The sequence below is a fragment of the Ruegeria sp. CJ2 genome (assembly GCF_056536745.1).
Genome location: NZ_JBQFQF010000003.1, coordinates 308,197 through 323,662 on the forward strand (window position 1 = coordinate 308,197; position 15,466 = coordinate 323,662).

At 57.5% G+C, this 15,466-nt stretch carries 17 protein-coding genes and 1 tRNA gene; 12 read left to right on the plus strand and 6 right to left on the minus strand.

Features of this window, described 5'->3' with window-relative positions; genetic code table 11:
• Positions 1-102 precede the first annotated feature (102 nt).
• The 3 genes from cysS to ACR0MS_RS06050 are packed head-to-tail and all read left to right on the plus strand — an operon-like array spanning position 103 to position 3,913.
• A complete protein-coding gene (gene cysS, locus ACR0MS_RS06040; protein ID WP_480570581.1) occupies positions 103-1,500 on the plus strand; it encodes a cysteine--tRNA ligase in 1,398 nt (465 codons plus the stop codon).
• Positions 1,500-3,134, plus strand: a complete 1,635-nt coding sequence (cimA, locus tag ACR0MS_RS06045) for a citramalate synthase (RefSeq protein WP_480570583.1) — start codon at positions 1,500-1,502, stop codon at positions 3,132-3,134. Before cysS ends, cimA begins: the two co-directional genes overlap by 1 nt.
• A complete protein-coding gene (locus ACR0MS_RS06050; RefSeq protein ID WP_480570586.1) occupies positions 3,131-3,913 on the plus strand; it encodes a squalene/phytoene synthase family protein in 783 nt (260 codons plus the stop codon). Before cimA ends, ACR0MS_RS06050 begins: the two co-directional genes overlap by 4 nt.
• Before the next feature lie 3 nt (positions 3,914-3,916).
• Here the strand turns inward: ACR0MS_RS06050 and ACR0MS_RS06055 are convergent, their stop codons facing one another.
• Positions 3,917-5,143, minus strand: coding sequence for an MFS transporter (locus ACR0MS_RS06055; RefSeq protein ID WP_480570589.1), 1,227 nt, complete (start codon positions 5,141-5,143; stop codon positions 3,917-3,919).
• Positions 5,144-5,241: 98 nt separating this feature from the next.
• On the opposite strand from ACR0MS_RS06055, the gene ACR0MS_RS06060 reads away from it, so the two are divergent.
• The 4 genes from ACR0MS_RS06060 to ACR0MS_RS06075 are packed head-to-tail and all read left to right on the plus strand — an operon-like array spanning position 5,242 to position 7,340.
• Positions 5,242-5,874 carry a DNA-3-methyladenine glycosylase family protein gene (locus ACR0MS_RS06060; protein ID WP_480570592.1) on the plus strand — a complete coding sequence of 211 codons (633 nt, stop codon included), beginning with the start codon at positions 5,242-5,244 and terminating at the stop codon, positions 5,872-5,874.
• Complete coding sequence (locus ACR0MS_RS06065) at positions 5,871-6,536, plus strand: alpha/beta hydrolase (RefSeq protein ID WP_480570595.1); 666 nt, start codon at positions 5,871-5,873, stop codon at positions 6,534-6,536. Before ACR0MS_RS06060 ends, ACR0MS_RS06065 begins: the two co-directional genes overlap by 4 nt.
• 4 nt (positions 6,537-6,540) lie before the next feature.
• Positions 6,541-7,035, plus strand: a complete 495-nt coding sequence (locus ACR0MS_RS06070) for an N-acetyltransferase family protein (protein WP_480578888.1) — start codon at positions 6,541-6,543, stop codon at positions 7,033-7,035.
• A gap of 2 nt (positions 7,036-7,037) precedes the next feature.
• The gene (locus ACR0MS_RS06075; protein WP_480570601.1) at positions 7,038-7,340 is read left to right on the plus strand and encodes a putative quinol monooxygenase; all 303 of its coding nucleotides are present in this window, start codon (positions 7,038-7,040) and stop codon (positions 7,338-7,340) included.
• Positions 7,341-7,342: 2 nt separating this feature from the next.
• Here ACR0MS_RS06075 and ACR0MS_RS06080 read toward each other — a convergent pair whose 3' ends face one another.
• Positions 7,343-7,768 carry a VOC family protein gene (locus tag ACR0MS_RS06080; protein WP_480570604.1) on the minus strand — a complete coding sequence of 142 codons (426 nt, stop codon included), beginning with the start codon at positions 7,766-7,768 and terminating at the stop codon, positions 7,343-7,345.
• A 31-nt stretch (positions 7,769-7,799) separates the two neighbouring features.
• A complete protein-coding gene (locus ACR0MS_RS06085; protein ID WP_480570607.1) occupies positions 7,800-8,405 on the minus strand; it encodes a pseudouridine synthase in 606 nt (201 codons plus the stop codon).
• A 213-nt stretch (positions 8,406-8,618) separates the two neighbouring features.
• Here ACR0MS_RS06085 and ACR0MS_RS06090 point away from each other — a divergent pair, with 213 nt between their 5' ends.
• On the plus strand, positions 8,619-9,206 hold the full coding sequence (locus tag ACR0MS_RS06090) for an HNH endonuclease (RefSeq protein WP_480570610.1): 588 nt from the start codon (positions 8,619-8,621) through the stop codon (positions 9,204-9,206).
• On the opposite strand, the gene ACR0MS_RS06095 is transcribed toward ACR0MS_RS06090, so the two are convergent.
• Both ACR0MS_RS06095 and ACR0MS_RS06100 read right to left on the minus strand, forming a co-directional pair.
• The gene (locus ACR0MS_RS06095; RefSeq protein WP_480570612.1) at positions 9,203-9,670 is read right to left on the minus strand and encodes a disulfide bond formation protein B; all 468 of its coding nucleotides are present in this window, start codon (positions 9,668-9,670) and stop codon (positions 9,203-9,205) included. The genes ACR0MS_RS06090 and ACR0MS_RS06095 overlap by 4 nt on opposite strands.
• The gene (locus ACR0MS_RS06100) at positions 9,667-10,245 is read right to left on the minus strand and encodes a YqaA family protein (protein WP_480570615.1); all 579 of its coding nucleotides are present in this window, start codon (positions 10,243-10,245) and stop codon (positions 9,667-9,669) included. Before ACR0MS_RS06100 ends, ACR0MS_RS06095 begins: the two co-directional genes overlap by 4 nt.
• 145 nt (positions 10,246-10,390) lie before the next feature.
• On the opposite strand from ACR0MS_RS06100, the gene ACR0MS_RS06105 reads away from it, so the two are divergent.
• Positions 10,391-10,476, plus strand: a tRNA-Leu gene (locus ACR0MS_RS06105).
• Between the two features lie 246 nt (positions 10,477-10,722).
• Here the strand turns inward: ACR0MS_RS06105 and ACR0MS_RS06110 are convergent.
• The gene (locus tag ACR0MS_RS06110; RefSeq protein ID WP_480570617.1) at positions 10,723-11,595 is read right to left on the minus strand and encodes a class I SAM-dependent methyltransferase; all 873 of its coding nucleotides are present in this window, start codon (positions 11,593-11,595) and stop codon (positions 10,723-10,725) included.
• A gap of 657 nt (positions 11,596-12,252) precedes the next feature.
• Here ACR0MS_RS06110 and wecB point away from each other — a divergent pair.
• The 3 genes from wecB to ACR0MS_RS06125 are packed head-to-tail and all read left to right on the plus strand — an operon-like array spanning position 12,253 to position 15,463.
• Positions 12,253-13,395: a non-hydrolyzing UDP-N-acetylglucosamine 2-epimerase gene (gene wecB / locus ACR0MS_RS06115; RefSeq protein WP_480570893.1), complete on the plus strand. Its 1,143-nt coding sequence runs from the start codon at positions 12,253-12,255 to the stop codon at positions 13,393-13,395.
• Positions 13,392-14,237 carry a glycosyltransferase family 2 protein gene (locus ACR0MS_RS06120; RefSeq protein WP_480570620.1) on the plus strand — a complete coding sequence of 282 codons (846 nt, stop codon included), beginning with the start codon at positions 13,392-13,394 and terminating at the stop codon, positions 14,235-14,237. Before wecB ends, ACR0MS_RS06120 begins: the two co-directional genes overlap by 4 nt.
• Positions 14,237-15,463, plus strand: coding sequence for a DegT/DnrJ/EryC1/StrS family aminotransferase (locus ACR0MS_RS06125; protein ID WP_480570622.1), 1,227 nt, complete (start codon positions 14,237-14,239; stop codon positions 15,461-15,463). The genes ACR0MS_RS06120 and ACR0MS_RS06125 overlap by 1 nt, the downstream gene beginning before the upstream one ends.
• Positions 15,464-15,466: the final 3 nt, after the last annotated feature.

Here is a 15,466-nt window from a genome sequence, read left to right on the forward strand (position 1 = left end):
TGATTATTCAAGCGGGCCGGTTTCTTTCGTTTTCATCCCTGAGACAAGTTGCTATGCCCGCGCCAACGCGACACAGCTCATGCTGTTCTGAGGAGCCGACCGATGACGACAATCAAACTGCACAATACACGGACGCGGACGAAAGAGGATTTTGTTCCGATCAGCGCCGACAATGTGCGGATGTATGTCTGTGGTCCCACGGTCTATGACCGCGCCCATCTGGGCAACGCGCGGCCGGTGGTGGTGTTTGACGTGCTTTTTCGGTTGTTACGCCATGTCTATGGCGCGGATCACGTGACCTACGTGCGCAATTTCACTGACGTCGATGACAAGATCAACGCGACTGCCTTGGCGCGTCAGAAAGCCGGTGCGCCGGGCTCGTTGGAGCAACTGGTACAGGAACGCTCGGATGAGACGATCGGCTGGTATCTGCACGATATGGGTGCTTTGGGAGCGTTGGAGCCGAACCAGATGCCGCGCGCGACCGCCTATATTCCGCAGATGATCGCGATGATCGAAGGGTTGATCGCCAAGGGCCATGCCTATGCCGCCGAGGGGCATGTACTGTTCGCCGTGGACAGTTGGAAAGAGCGTTACGGCGCGCTGTCGGGCCGTTCGGTTGACGATATGATTGCGGGCGCGCGGGTTGAGGTTGCGCCTTATAAGAAGAACCCCATGGATTTTGTTCTTTGGAAACCCTCCAGCGATGAGCTTCCCGGCTGGGACAGCCCGTGGGGACGCGGGCGTCCGGGGTGGCACATTGAATGCTCTGCCATGAGTTATGAGCTGCTGGGTGAGAGTTTTGACATTCACGGCGGCGGCAATGACTTGATGTTCCCGCACCATGAGAATGAGATCGCGCAAAGCTGCTGCGCCCATCCCGAAGGCGAGTTCGCGCGGGTCTGGCTGCACAATGAAATGTTGCAGGTCGAGGGTAAGAAGATGTCCAAATCGCTGGGCAATTTCTTTACCGTCCATGATCTGCTGGATCAGGGCGTTCCGGGTGAGGTGATCCGGTTTGTGTTCCTGCAGACGCATTACCGCAAACCGATGGACTGGACCGAGAAAAAGGCGCGCGAGGCAGAAGCGACGCTGCGCAAGTGGCGGGCGCTGACGGCGGGCATCGAGCCCGCCCCCAGCGCGGCCCCCTCGGTGATCGCGGCGCTGAGTGATGACCTGAACACGGCGGGGGCTTTGACGGAACTCCACCGTTTGGCTTCGGATGGGGACGCCGCCGGACTGTTGGCGAGTGCGCAGGTTTTAGGGCTGTTGGAGCCTGAAATGGGCGCGTGGGCGGATACTGAATCGGTAGATCTGTCCGGTCATGCAACGCGTCTGGCCGAAGCACGCGTCGAGGCGATGCAAAACAAGGACTTCTCGGAGGTGGACCGGCTGAAGGCGGCCTTTGTCGCGGCAGGGCTGGAAGTGCGGATGAGCAAGGACGGCGTGGAGTTGGTGCCGGGGGCCGGGTTTGATGCGGCCAAGCTGGAGGGTGAGTGATGTCAAAGGAGCGCCTCTACCTTTACGACACCACCCTGCGCGACGGGCAGCAGACGCAGGGGGTTCAGTTTTCGACCTCTGAAAAAGTACAGATCGCCAAGGCTCTGGACGAGTTGGGCGTGGATTATATCGAGGGCGGCTGGCCCGGTGCGAACCCCACCGACAGCGCGTTTTTTGAGGTTGCGCCGCAGACCTCGGCCCGGTTGACGGCGTTTGGAATGACCAAAAGGTCGGGCCGGTCGGCTGAAAATGACGATGTTCTGGCGGCCGTCATGAATGCGGGGACGCAAGCCGTCTGTCTGGTGGGCAAGTCGCATGACTACCACGTGACCCACGCGCTGGGGACCACGCTGGAGGAGAATGTCGAGAACGTCCGCGCCTCAGTCGCGCATATCGTGGCGCAGGGGCGCGAGGCGCTGTTCGATGCCGAGCATTTCTTTGATGGCTACAAGGACAATCCCGCCTACGCGGTTCAGGTCTGTCGGGCCGCGCTGGACGCAGGCGCGCGTTGGGTCGTGCTGTGTGACACGAATGGCGGCGCGCTGCCAGCCGAGGTCTCCCGCATTGTGGCCGAGGTGATCGAAGCAGGGCTGCCGGGCGATCGTCTGGGTATCCATACGCACAACGACACCGAAAACGCGGTGGCCTGTTCGCTGGCCGCTATCGACGCAGGCGCGCGGCAGATACAAGGCACGCTGAACGGGCTGGGCGAGCGGTGTGGCAATGCGAACCTGACCGCTTTGATCCCGACCTTGTTGCTGAAAGAACCCTATGCCGCGCAGTTTGACATCGGAGTCACCACGCAGGCTTTGGCGGGTCTGACGCGGGTCAGCCGGATGCTGGACGATATCCTGAACCGGGTGCCCAGCAAGCAATCGGCCTATGTAGGGGCCTCGGCCTTTGCGCATAAGGCGGGGCTGCACGCCAGTGCGATCCTCAAGGACCCATCGACCTATGAACATGTAGAACCGGGCGCGGTGGGCAATGCGCGGATCATCCCGATGTCAAATCAGGCGGGGCAGTCTAACCTGCGCAAACGTCTGACCGAGGCGGGGTTGTCGGTCGAAAAAGCGGACCCGGCGCTGGGACGTATCCTCGACCGGATCAAGCAGCGCGAGGCCGAGGGTTATTCCTATGACACCGCGCAGGCGAGTTTCGAACTGTTGGCGCGCGATGAGCTTGGGCAGTTGCCGGAATTCTTCGAGGTCAAGCGCTACAAGGTCACCGTCGAGCGGCGCAAGAACAAGTACAACAAGATGGTCAGCCTGTCCGAGGCTGTGGTCGTGGTGAAGGTGGACGGCGAAAAGAAGCTGTCGGTTAGCGAGTCTCTGGATGAGGATGGCAGCGATCGCGGCCCGGTGAACGCGCTGGCCAAGGCGCTGGCGAAGGATCTGGGGCAATATTCGCAGGTGCTGGCGGATATGCGGCTGGTGGATTTCAAGGTGCGTATCACGCAAGGCGGGACTGAGGCTGTGACACGGGTCATCATCGACAGCGAAGACGGGCAGGGGCGGCGCTGGTCCACCGTGGGGGTCAGCGCGAACATAGTTGATGCCTCGTTCGAGGCGCTGCTGGACGCGATCCAGTGGAAGCTGGTGCGCGATAGCGGATCGCAGGCGGCGGTGGCCGAGTGAGCGCTGCTTTCGACGATGACGTAAAGGCCTGCGCCGCTCTGGTGCATCGCGCCGATCCGGATCGGTTCATGGCGGCGATGGCGGCCCCGGTCGCGGCGCGGGCGGTCTTATTTCCGATCTATGCGTTGAATGTCGAGGTTGCGCGTGCGCCTTGGGTCACGCAAGAGCCCATGATCGCCGAGATGCGCCTACAATGGTGGCGTGACGCGTTGCAGGAAATCGCCGAGGGCCAAGCGGTGCGCAGACATGAGGTCGTGACGCCTTTGTCCCGCATTCTGTCGCCGCATTTGGCGGCCCAACTGGATGAGTATGTGGCCGTAAGGCGTTGGGATATTTACCGTGATCCATTTGAGGATCAGGCGCATTTCGAGTCCTATTTCAACCACAGCGCCGGAACTTTGATGGTTGCGTCTGCGCAAGCCTTGGGCGCGGCAGACGAACTGGTTCTGCGCGACTTTGGATATGCCGTAGGCGTCGCCAACTGGCTGCGGGCGATCCCCGAGCTAGAGGCGCGTGGGCGCATTCCTGTGTTGGATGGAACACCGGACGGGGTTCGGCATTTGGCGAAATCGGCACTGGAGCGACTTCACGCTGCCCGCGCCCAGCGGTCTGCCGTTTCGAACGAGGCGCGCCCGGCATTGTACGCGGGTTGGCAGGCAGAATGGATGTTGCGGCAGGCGGAGGCTCGGCCAGACCGCGTTGCTGCGGGCGCGTTGGCGCAAGGTGAAGTCCGACGTCGGTTGTCGCTGATGTGGAACGTCGCCCGAGGGCGCTGGTAACTGTCAGACCGTTTCCGGTTCACTGGGGCGCAGGACCAGCCACAGCAGCGCACCGCCGGCCAAAGTCAGCAGCGGAACCATGGCGAGGTTCACGGCAGTCCAGCCCTCAACCGGGGAGCCACCCGAGCAGTTCATCAACCCACCCGAGGACAAAGAGGCCAACGTCACGCCGCCGAACACCAGCAGGTCGTTGAGACCCTGCATCCGACCGCGTTCATTCACATCGTGTGAGGCGGCCAGCATCGTGGTTGCTCCGATAAAGCCGAAATTCCAGCCGACACCCAGCAGGATCAGGGCGATGAAGAAGTTTTCAAGTTCAACACCTTGCAACGCCACGAGCCCCGCACCGCCCAAAATGGCGAGGCCAAGGGCAACGATCTTTTCAACCCCGAAACGTGCGATCAACTGGCCTGTGAAAAAGCTGGGGATATACATGGCCAGCACGTGGCCGGTCACCACATCCGCCGCATCATTTGCCGAGTATCCGCATCCGACTACGGCCAGCGGGGTCGAGGTCATGACAAGGTTCATCAGCGCGTAGGACACCATGGCGCAGATAACGGCCACGGCGATGCGCGGCGTCTTTAGCATCTCGAGCCGGGTTCGACCTTTGGCCGTGTCTTTCTCGGCTGTAGTAGGGGACGGGGTTTCCAGAAAGAAGAACAGACCCGACCCGAGTATGTTTAAGACGATTACGGCCAGATACGTGCCGAGAAAAGGGATGACATATGCCGTCGAGGTGAGCTTGACGATCTGAGGTCCAATGATTGCTGCGGCCAGACCACCGGCCATCACATACGAAATCGCCTTGGGACGAAATGCATCCGATGCCGTGTCTGCGGCAGCAAAGCGATAGAACCCGTGCGCACTCATGTAGATACCGGTCAGAAGGCTTCCCAACAGGAAGATCGGGAATGAGCCCAGATACAACCCGTATGCACCAACCAAACCGCCTAACGCGCCTGCGGTTGCGCCCACCAAAAATCCAATGCGCCGTCCCCAGCGTTGCATGATGGCGGAAATTGGCGTGGCCGCCAGCATCGAGCCCAGCACGATGAGAGAAATCGGAAGTGTTGCCAAACACGCATTGGTGGCCAAAGACTGTCCCGCCAACCCACCGACGATAAAGATTATCGGTAACTGTGCGCCCAGCATGGCTTGCGCCGCGACCAGTACAGCGACGTTGCGCTTGGCCAAGCTATCATTTGGGGAAGAGGCGGTCATTGTCATGCGTCTATGCGTATCTGCGAAAAGCATGGCGTACAAGCGGGTTGCATATGCGGCAAAGCAGCCTAACGTGCTCGTGATTACACTGCCCCGGAGCGCGCATGTCCGTCGGACGTATCATCGAAACCAATGACTGTGTAAGCGAAGGGGCCGTCTGGTTGGCGGACACGTGCCCTCGGATGGCTTATGCGATGGATCAGGTCGGGCCGCTGCCTCTGCGCCGAAGGCCCGATGGGTTCGCGCAACTGTTAAGTGCGATCGTCAGCCAGCAAGTCAGCGTCGCCTCGGCCAATGCGATCTGGACGCGGTTGAAGGACGCTAAACTGACCGGCCCGCGCAAGATCATGTGGGCCACCGATGACGATCTGCGCGCCGTTGGCTTGAGCCGCCAGAAAATCCGCTATGCCCGCGCGCTGGCCGAGGCACGTATTGATTACAAGGCATTACGCGACAAACCTGATGCAGAAGTCGTCACCACTCTGACCGAGGTTCCGGGCATTGGCGTCTGGACGGCCGAGATCTATGCCATGTTCTCGCTGGGCCGGGCAGATGTCATCGCACCGGGTGATCTGGCCCTGCAAGAGGCCGCGCGTATCCTCTATGACCTGCCCAAACGCCCGACCGACAAGGAATTGCGACAGATGGCCGAGGCATGGTCGCCCTGGCGGTCGGTTGCGGCGCGGGTGCTGTGGGCCTATTACCGGGTGGCAAAGGAACGAGAAGGGATCAGATGACTCGAGTATTGAATGCGCTCCGAAAAGAGCCGGTTTCGGGCGATACGCGCTCGGTCGTGGTGTTTGTGCATGGCTATGGGGCCAATGGCGCAGACCTGCTGGGGATCGCGGATGTTCTGGGCGAACACCTGCCGGACACGCTGTTTGTGGCGCCTGATGCACCGGAACAAATTCCGGGAATGCCAAATGGTTATCAGTGGTTTCCGATCCCGTGGATCGACGGATCGTCCGAGGAAGAGGCGCAGCGCGGTATGGCGATGGCCGTTGAGGATTTCAACGCATTCCTCGATGCGCTGATGGTGGACGAGGACGTTCTGCCCGAACAGGTGGTTCTGTTTGGATTTTCGCAAGGCACGATGATGAGCCTGTATGTCGCCCCCCGCCGCGAAGACCCGGTGGCCGGCATCGTAGCCTTCTCGGGCCGGTTGCTGGAGCCGGACCTGCTGCCCGATGAAACCGTCAGTCGAATGCCGATCCTGCTGGTGCATGGTGACGCCGACGACGTGGTTCCGCCGCAATCGCTGCCCGAGGCGGCCGAGGCGTTGCAAGCTGCCGATTTCAAAGAGGTCTATGCTCATGTCATGAAAGGCACCGGTCACGGTATCGCGCCGGACGGCCTTAGTGTCGCACTGGCCTTCATGCGCGATAAGCTGAGCCTCTGACCCCATGATCGCGGTCCGTCCAATGATGCGAGAGGACGTGGCAGTTGCCTGCCATATCCTCAACCAGATCATAGAGATCGGCGGCACGACCGCGCATGAAATCCCGTATTCCGAGGTTTTGTTCGCGCAAAGCTACCTGGATGGGCTGGACAAGATCTGTTGCCATGTCGCGCTTGATGAAAAGGGCGAAGTCGCCGGGTTTCAATGGCTGGGCACGCACGATGCCTTGCCGGATAGGTGCGCCGACATCGCCACATTCACGCGCCGAGAGCCGCCGCTGAAGGGCGCGGGGCGTGCTTTGTTTGCCGAGACGTCGAAGCACGCCGTGGCATTGGGCTTGCAGGCAATCAATGCGACGATACGGGCCGATAACCGGCAAGGGTTAAGCTATTACGAAAAGATGGGGTTTCAGGATTATTCAGTCGCTTATGGTGTGCCCCTCAGGGACGGCATTCTGGTTGATCGAATTTCCAAACGGTTTGAATTGAGAAAGGGCTAAGAATGCTGGTTGTCACAGGAACGGTAGAAGTTGCGCCGGAAGGCATTGAACATGCTGCGAAAGCGGCTTTGGAAATGGTTGCAGAAACAGTCAAGGAAGCAGGCTGTATCACCTATGAGTTCAGTCAGGTTTTGGGCCACACCAACCGGTTCCGTGTGTATGAGGAATGGGAAAGCCAAGTTGCGCTCGAGGCGCATTTCGCCGCTCCGCATATGGCCACCTTCCGGGCGGCGTTGGGCGAAGCAGGGGTGACGTCCAGCGATATCTGCCGCATCGTTGGGGGCGAAAAGCAGCCTCTTCGCTGAACCTAACCCCAAAGGTGAGGCTCGGCGAATTCCACCGAGTTTCCAGCCGGGTCGCGCACATAGAGTGAGTGCGCGCCATTCGGCCAGTCGAACTCGGCCTCGATGGGCACGTTCCAGTCCAGCAGATGTTTGCGCATCACCTGTATCTGCGCCCGTTGCATGGACAGGCAGACATGTCCGGGCCCGCGTGCACCATGAGGTGGAACAGGTAGGTCTGGGTTCATAGGAGGTTTCTCGGTTTCATCCGCGTTGAAAATCAGCAAAACCGATGCGCCCAGGCGGTAGAAAACGTGGCGGTCGGTGACGCGTTGGATTTTCTCCAGCCCCAGAATTTCGCCATAGAACCGTTCTGCCGAATCCAGATCATCGACGTAAAGAGCGGCCTCCAGAACACCTTGTGCGGTTGGTATATCTGGTGTGACTTTCATGGCGTAAGCCTATCACAAAACGCGGTTTTTGTCACCGGCGCGGGCGGCGGTCCCGTTTGCGCTTGGGCGCGGCATTGATCGCGGGTGCAGGCAGGCTGTCCCATTGGCCCGGTTCCAGTCCCTCAAGCGTCCAATCCCCGATGCGTGCGCGGATCAGTCGAAGGGTCGGATGGCCAACCGCCGCGGTCATCCGACGGACCTGCCGGTTCTTGCCCTCGCGCAGGGTCAGTTCAATCCAGCAATCAGGCACGGTCTGTCGCACCCGTATCGGAGGGGTGCGCGACCACAGCCCGACGGGTTCATCCATCAGACGTGCCTTGGCAGGGCGGGTCACGCCGTCTTTCAGTTCGACCCCGTCCCTCAGCGCCTTCAGCGCGGCCGTATCGGGCAGACCTTCCACCTGAACCCAATAGGTTTTGGGCATCTTGTGCTGTGGGTCGGATATCTGCGCCTGCAACCGGCCATTGTCGGTCAGCAGCATCAACCCTTCACTATCGCGATCCAATCGTCCGGCGGGATAAACACCGGGCAGATCAATGAAGTCCGACAAGGTGCGGCGCGGCAAATCCGCATTGGCGCGATCGGTGAATTGCGGCAACACGTCGAACGGTTTGTTGAAGCGGATGAACCAGGACATAAGTCACGCCATAGCCCGAGCAACACAGGCAACGCAACCTGTGGATAACTGTCACGTGCCTGTTACTTAGGCATCTTACCCAATACCCGAGATATTGTGGAAACTCAGGGCTTGTCAGAGTTTTAACACGATATATAGTTGAGTTAAGGCCGGGGCGGGTGTTCCCCGCTCTGATGTCAAAACGGGCAGAGCAGAGCGAGGAGCGATTCTGATATGGATGGAGACTTCAGAACCGAATTTGTCAGGGAACCCGGTGCGCTAAAGCATCATCCGGCATTGGTTTTGAACGCCGATTACCGCCCCTTGTCCTATTATCCACTGTCTTTGTGGCCCTGGCAGGAAGCGATCAAGGCGGCCTGGCTGGACAGGGTGGACATCGTCGCCGAATATGACGAGGTCGTGCGAAGCCCCAGTACCGAGATCCGAATACCCTCGGTCGTTGTCCTCAAAGATTATGTAAAACCCAGAAAGCGCGTGGCCTTCACGCGCTTTAATTTATTCTTGAGGGATGAGTTCCGGTGCCAATACTGTGGCGGACGCGGAGACCTGACGTTTGACCATGTCGTCCCCCGAGCGGCAGGGGGCGTGACGAGCTGGCAGAATGTCGTGGCGGCGTGCAGCCCCTGCAATTTGAAGAAGGGGTCAAAATCATTGCGTCAGGCTGGGATGGCATTGCGCAAGCCCCCGCGTCAACCGGACGCCGAGGCGCTACGCAATATCGGCCGGAAATTTCCGCCAAACCATCTTCATGATAGTTGGATTGATTTTCTGTATTGGGATGCAGAACTGGACGAATTCTAACGGCTGGCGCGCCACGCTGCGAGCCAGATCATAACCAGCGCTGCCGAGATAGCCGCATTCCAACCGGCCATGGACAGGCCCAGAAACTCCCACGGGATATCGTCGCAACGTACCAAGGGCGCCGACATGATCTGGTCCATCAGCTCTTGTGTGGACAAACCTCCGATGTCTCCTGAACTGCAGCTTGACGGGCCCTCCCACCATTTCTGCTCGACACCTGCGTGAAACACACCAATGGCGGCGGTTGTCATCGCAGCAAGTGCGCCCAACACCGGAAGCAACGTATTTCGGGGCAGAGCCAGCGCCATTGCGCCGATCAAAACGGCCGCCCCGTGCGGGTATCTCTGCCAGATGCACATCTTGCAGGGTGGCAGGCCGCCCAAGTACTGAAACCCCCAGGCACCAAGCAAAAGCGCTGCGGACCCTCCGGCCGCAATGAGGACATACAGGTTTCGACGCGTCATAAGTATTTCACCGCAAGAAAGCCGCCAAACAGAAGGATGATAAACAGCGTGAACATGAGGCCAAGGCGCTTTTCGATAAAGGCGCGAATGGGTTCTCCAAACCCCCACAGCAGGCCTGCCACCACGAAAAAGCGCAGGGCGCGGGCCAGAATCGATGTCGCGATGAACGTGCCCAAGGGCATGCCGGTCCATCCGGACATGATCGTAATGACCTTGTAAGGAAACGGCGTCACTCCTGCGCCCAGAACGGCCCAGAACCCGAAGTCGTTGAAACGCGTGTTGAATTCCTCCATCGCGTGCGCCTTGCCCATGGATTCAAGAATGGGCTGGCCAATACTTTCATAGAAAAACGCACCAATGGCATAACCCAGCAATCCGCCCAATACCGAGGCGACCAAGGCAACGGTCGCGATCAGCCACGCGCGCGATGGGCGGGCAATGATCATCGGGATCATCAGGACGTCGGGGGGAATCGGAAAAAACGAACTTTCGATAAAGGCAACCACGGCCAGGGCCCACAGCGCATGCGGATGTTCGGCCAGACGAATGGTCCAGTCATAAAGCGATCGCAACATTAGGTGCTAAAATCCTGTTGATATGATGTTTAAGCCAAACCATGGGCCAGATGCATCGTCAACCTGCCGAACGAAAACAATCTGGCGCTGGGGTGTTTTTTGCCTCTGGACCTTCCGGTTCATGGGCGATAATCCAGTGATCGTGGCCCAAGTGGCGGAATGGTAGACGCAGGGGATTCAAAATCCCCCGCCTTCACGGGCGTGAGAGTTCGAGTCTCTCCTTGGGCACCACAATTCCCGTTTCGAAGTATTGAGAAATTGTCGGGCAAAGCGGCTGCCCTTGTTCTTGGCTCTGCTGGTCAATCAATGCGTTGTTCTGAGGCGCGTGGCAAGGAAGCGTTCTTGAAGCCGCGATGGTCAAGGTGTCTGCCTATTCCTATCGCAAAGGCCCAGATTGCAGCATGCCACGGGCCACTTCCGCCAATGCGTTTGGTGACGCCCGTCCAGTCGGTCGTCTTCTCGGTGATTTTGCGTGCGCTACGCACGACGATATAGTCTCCATTCAAGATCAAATGCCGGATAGCGGATTTTCGCGTCAGGATGCAGCATTCTCAACGGCTTAACAGGTATTTTACTACCAAGAACGTGCTCCAGCAACGACGCGGCATGTCCGGCGGAAATAAATTTCTTTGGTCTGCCACTATCTAACACCGAAAAGGAATGTCGGCGCATCAGTGCATCAAGCCCGGACCGGGAAAACCAATGCAGGACACTTGGCGGCGAATACTCGTGCCAATGTTTATCCAGTAACCGTGCCATCCAACTGTCCAGACGCCAATATTCTATCACGCAAATACCGCCTGGCCGCGTCAATTCGGCAACCGATTTCATGGCCTCGGGCAGGTCGTGAAAGTGACCGATGACCTGTATCAAACTGACGGCGTCAAAGGGTTGCAGGCCCTTGCAGTCCTCAAGGCTTCCGTGCAGAGCGTTTAAACCCAGCGTGTCCCGCGCGTGAGAAACCATGGTCTGATTGGGATCCAGGCCCGTCGTTGCCCAGCCTACATCTTCCATCCCGGCTTGAAGAAAACCCGCGGCACTGCCAACTTCGAGAAGTCGACCAGCGTTCGAATGGTGGGACAGGAGTTTTCCGTACCGACGGCCTTGATCCCGGAGCAATTGCGCTTCGCTTAGGTAATCGGAATAGCCCGCACCACCGCCAAAAAAATAGCTATCGTCATAAACAGAAGCGACATGATCTTGGTCAAACATGCCTGCAACCGAACGATTTCCGCAGGCCGCGCATTGCATAATCGAGTATCCGTTTTTTGCGAACGCAAATTTGGTTCTATTTTCGCAGGCCGGGCAAATTGAGCTGTGGCCTGTTTTTAATTTACCTGCATGTTTCACTCGGCAATTCCCGCCGCAATTGTTCAAATAGGTGTCCAATATGTCGCAAATTTTCGTATGATCGTCAAAATTAAAGGCGTGCGAATTGGGTGATCATCAATTCAACAGACGTCAAATTACAGTTATTTTTTGGCGTGCTGGAAGTTGTTTCAATGAAAGATCAACGGGACGGACATCGGAATAAAAAGATCAACAATACAACCAAAAAACAAAGATAGTTTCGCGTTTAAAAGCGTGGATTTTGGCGTTGTGCCTCCAAATTTTCTTCTGCTAAAGCGCCAAAAAGATTGAGGATAAAAGGGGGTTTTTAGGCCGGGTGAAACGAATCGGTTGACAATTCCGCATCCCATAACGGACTTTGAATGTGGGGGCAGGCAACTTTTGCGAGTAAAAAATCTCGCGACTATTCATAGCAGAGCGGTACGGAAAGTATTGTGACTTGGGCGGTATTTCGCGCCCGGGGTAATGATGAATAGTGGGGTGTTTAGTTTTGTTTGACTTTGGATTTTTGCGCGCTCGAACGGGCACAAATATTGACGCCGTATAAGCGTTATGGGGAACACTCTCTCAGAAAACAGTTCTGACCTAAGGGCGTTTCGCAAAACGCCTTTGAGTAGGCGCGTGGGCAGACAATCACGTCGTGCGACGTTGAAAGTCATGTTGGTTTTTGGAACTCGTCCGGAATTAATCAAAATGCTGCCTATCATTCGCGAAGCAGAGGAGCGTGACGACGTTGAACTGATCACAGTGATGACGTCGCAACACACAGACCTTGTGCGATCTCTGGCCACGGAATGGGCAATCCCCGTCGACTACGACCTCGAAGTCATGAAGCATGCTCAGTCGTTGAATGATGTGATTTCTCGGGTTGTTGGCAGAATTGATGGCGTTCTGGAAAAAGAGAAGCCGGATGTGGTTCTTGTTCAGGGCGACACCTCAAGCGCGTTCGGCAGTGCTTTGGCGGCATGGCAACGGCAGATACCCGTTGGTCATGTCGAAGCAGGATTGCGGACTGCCAGTATAGATTCTCCGTTCCCGGAGGAGGCAAACCGAAGGCTGATTTCCCGCATAGCCAGCTTTCATTTCGCACCAACCCTAAGCAACAAAAAAGCGCTGTTGGCTGAGAAAGTGCCGTCCCAAGGCGTTTTCCTGACCGGCAATACGGTGGTGGACTCGATCAGGCACGTCATGGGGCAAAGACGCCCCTCCAAGCCGGTCGCGTCGTTGATATCCAGCCTCAAGGGGCGTCGACTCATAGTGTTGACGACGCATAGAAGAGAAAGCTTTGGCTCTGTTATGTGCGACCGCCTCAGGGTTTTGCGTCGCTACGTCGAAGAGAGACCGGACATCAGCCTTGTCTTTCCGGTCCACCCCAATCCGCAGGTCAAAAATGTAGCTAAATCCGAGTTGTCCGGATCAGATCAGATTCACCTGTTAGATCCGCTGGCTTATCCGGATTTCCTACACGTGCTGGCAGCATCGTGGGTAATTCTGTCGGATTCAGGCGGCATTCAGGAAGAGGCACCGAGCCTTGGGAAGCCATTGCTGATCTTGCGTGATGAGACCGAGCGCTCGGAAGCCGTGAGTTGCGGGGTCGCGCGGCTTGTTGGTCAATCGGCGCAACGTCTGCAAGAAGAACTGCTGGAGCTCGATTGCCCGTCAAATTGGGCGACGAAGGTCGGAGAGGTTGAAAACCCATTTGGCCGGGGAAACAGCGCTGCGCGGATATTGGATATCCTCCAGAGAAAGCATGCGTTGACGCGTGCCGTCGACTTGGCAGCGGCAGGGTCGATGCAATGACGCGCATTTCCGATCCCACCCAAGCGGCCAACCCGAGTGTTCAAAGCGGGGCAGATCCTGTCCTTGATCACCAATCCTTGACGGTGGTTGCGCCGTGTTTCAACGAGGAAGAAGGGCTGCACTATCTGGCGGAGAAACTTGCCAAACTGCAGAAGAGCCTGGGATCGCAGGTGGTGCTGTCTATCGTTTTGGTCGACGACGGAAGCACTGACAACACATGGGATGTCATGCACGACCTGTTCGGGCATGAGCCGAATGTCACCTGTCTTCGCCACAAGAAAAACCTAGGGATCATGGCGGCCACAGCAACCGGCATAGCCGCCTCGACGGACGAGGCAGTAGCGGTCATCGACAGTGATTGCTCTTATGATCCTGCGCTTATTTCCAAGATGCTGCCCTTGTTGAAAGAAGACACGTCGATCGTAACCGCATCGCCTTACCACCCGCAGGGGCAGGTTGAAGGTGTACCGGAGTGGCGTTTGTTCCTGTCCAAAGGTGCCTCTTGGGGCTATCGGCAGTTGCTTCGGAACAACCTTGCAACCTACACCTCTTGTTTTCGCCTGTACCGGAAAAGTTCGGTTGTTTCTTTACCCCGCAGGCATGACGGGTTTTCCGGAGTGGCCGAGGTCCTGGCGCTGCTTGACTGTCGCGGGTGGCGCATCGACGAGGTGCCGGCTGTTTTGACGACGCGCAAATACGGGCAGTCTAAGCTGAAGCTGATGCGGGTGGTTCGCGACCATCTGTCTTTGATGTCCAGTATCGCAGTCGGAAAGATTTTTTTTAACCGTATCCCCCCGCAGGAAGTTTCTGCGGGTCCTCAAGTTCGTGGAGAAAGAGATTAATGACGAGTACATCTGTTCCCGAGTTTCCTTCAGATCAGGATGCAAGCGGTCGCCAGCTGGGTGACGAAGAAATTGCGGCCCTGACGTCCGCAATTCGCTCTGGCACGCTTACGTCGACCAAAGGTCACTTTGTAAAAGAGTTTCAGTCCAAATTCGCCCAATCCATCGGGGCCGTGTTCGGGTATGCCTGCAGTTCAGGGACGGGTGCGATCCATGCCGCGGTTTCTGCCATCGATCCAAATCCCGGCGATGAGATCATCACGTCGGCGATCACCGATATGGGTGCGATAACCCCGATCCTGTACCAGACGGCCATACCTGTATTCGCGGATGTGGATCCGATCACGGGAAACCTGACGGCGGAAACGATTGAACGTGCAATCAGCGATCGGACGAAAGCCATTATCGTCACGCACCTCTTTGGATATCCCGCTGACATGCCGGCGATATGCGCCGTCGCCCGTCAGCATGGGATTCCAGTGATTGAAGATTGCGCACAAGCGTATGGTGCAACGATAGATGGCCGTCATGTCGGGACTTTTGGCGACATCGGCTGCTTCAGTCTTCAGCAAGGTAAACACATCACGACCGGCGAAGGTGGAGTAGTCACGTCCAATGATGAAGGGCTTGCCCGGCGTATGCGACTGTTTATCGACAAGGCATGGGGTTACGGAGATCCAAAGCCGGATCACTATTTTGTCGCGCTGAACGGGCGAATGACAGAACTGCAAGGCGCGGTGGCGCTGGCTCAGTTTGCCAAGCTTGGGCACAGTGTGCACCAGAGAAAAGCGATGGCCCAAAAGCTGACGGACGCGATTTCTGGTCTGCCTATGCTGGTGGCGCCTTACTCGGATGATCAAACCGTTCACAGCTATTGGAAATACCCGCTGATCGTTCAACCCGAAATTGGCGGCCCCGTTCGTGTAGCCGAGGCCTTGCGCGGGTTTGGTATCAACTCAGCACCGCGATATATCCAGAAGCCTGCATTTGAGTGCGCGGTGATCCGCGACCAACAAACATTTGGCGACAGCGGCTTTCCTTTCAATCTGGCCCGGCCCGAAGCAGTTGATTATGCGCCAGAGCGTTTTGAGGGAACCTATTCCTTCCTGAACGATGTCCTCGTTCTGCCGTGGAATGAGCGTTATACCGACGAGCACGTCGATTATCTGGCACAACAGATCGCCGCTGTCTGCTCTGACGTTCCGCGTCTGGATGTGGCGGAGTAAAGC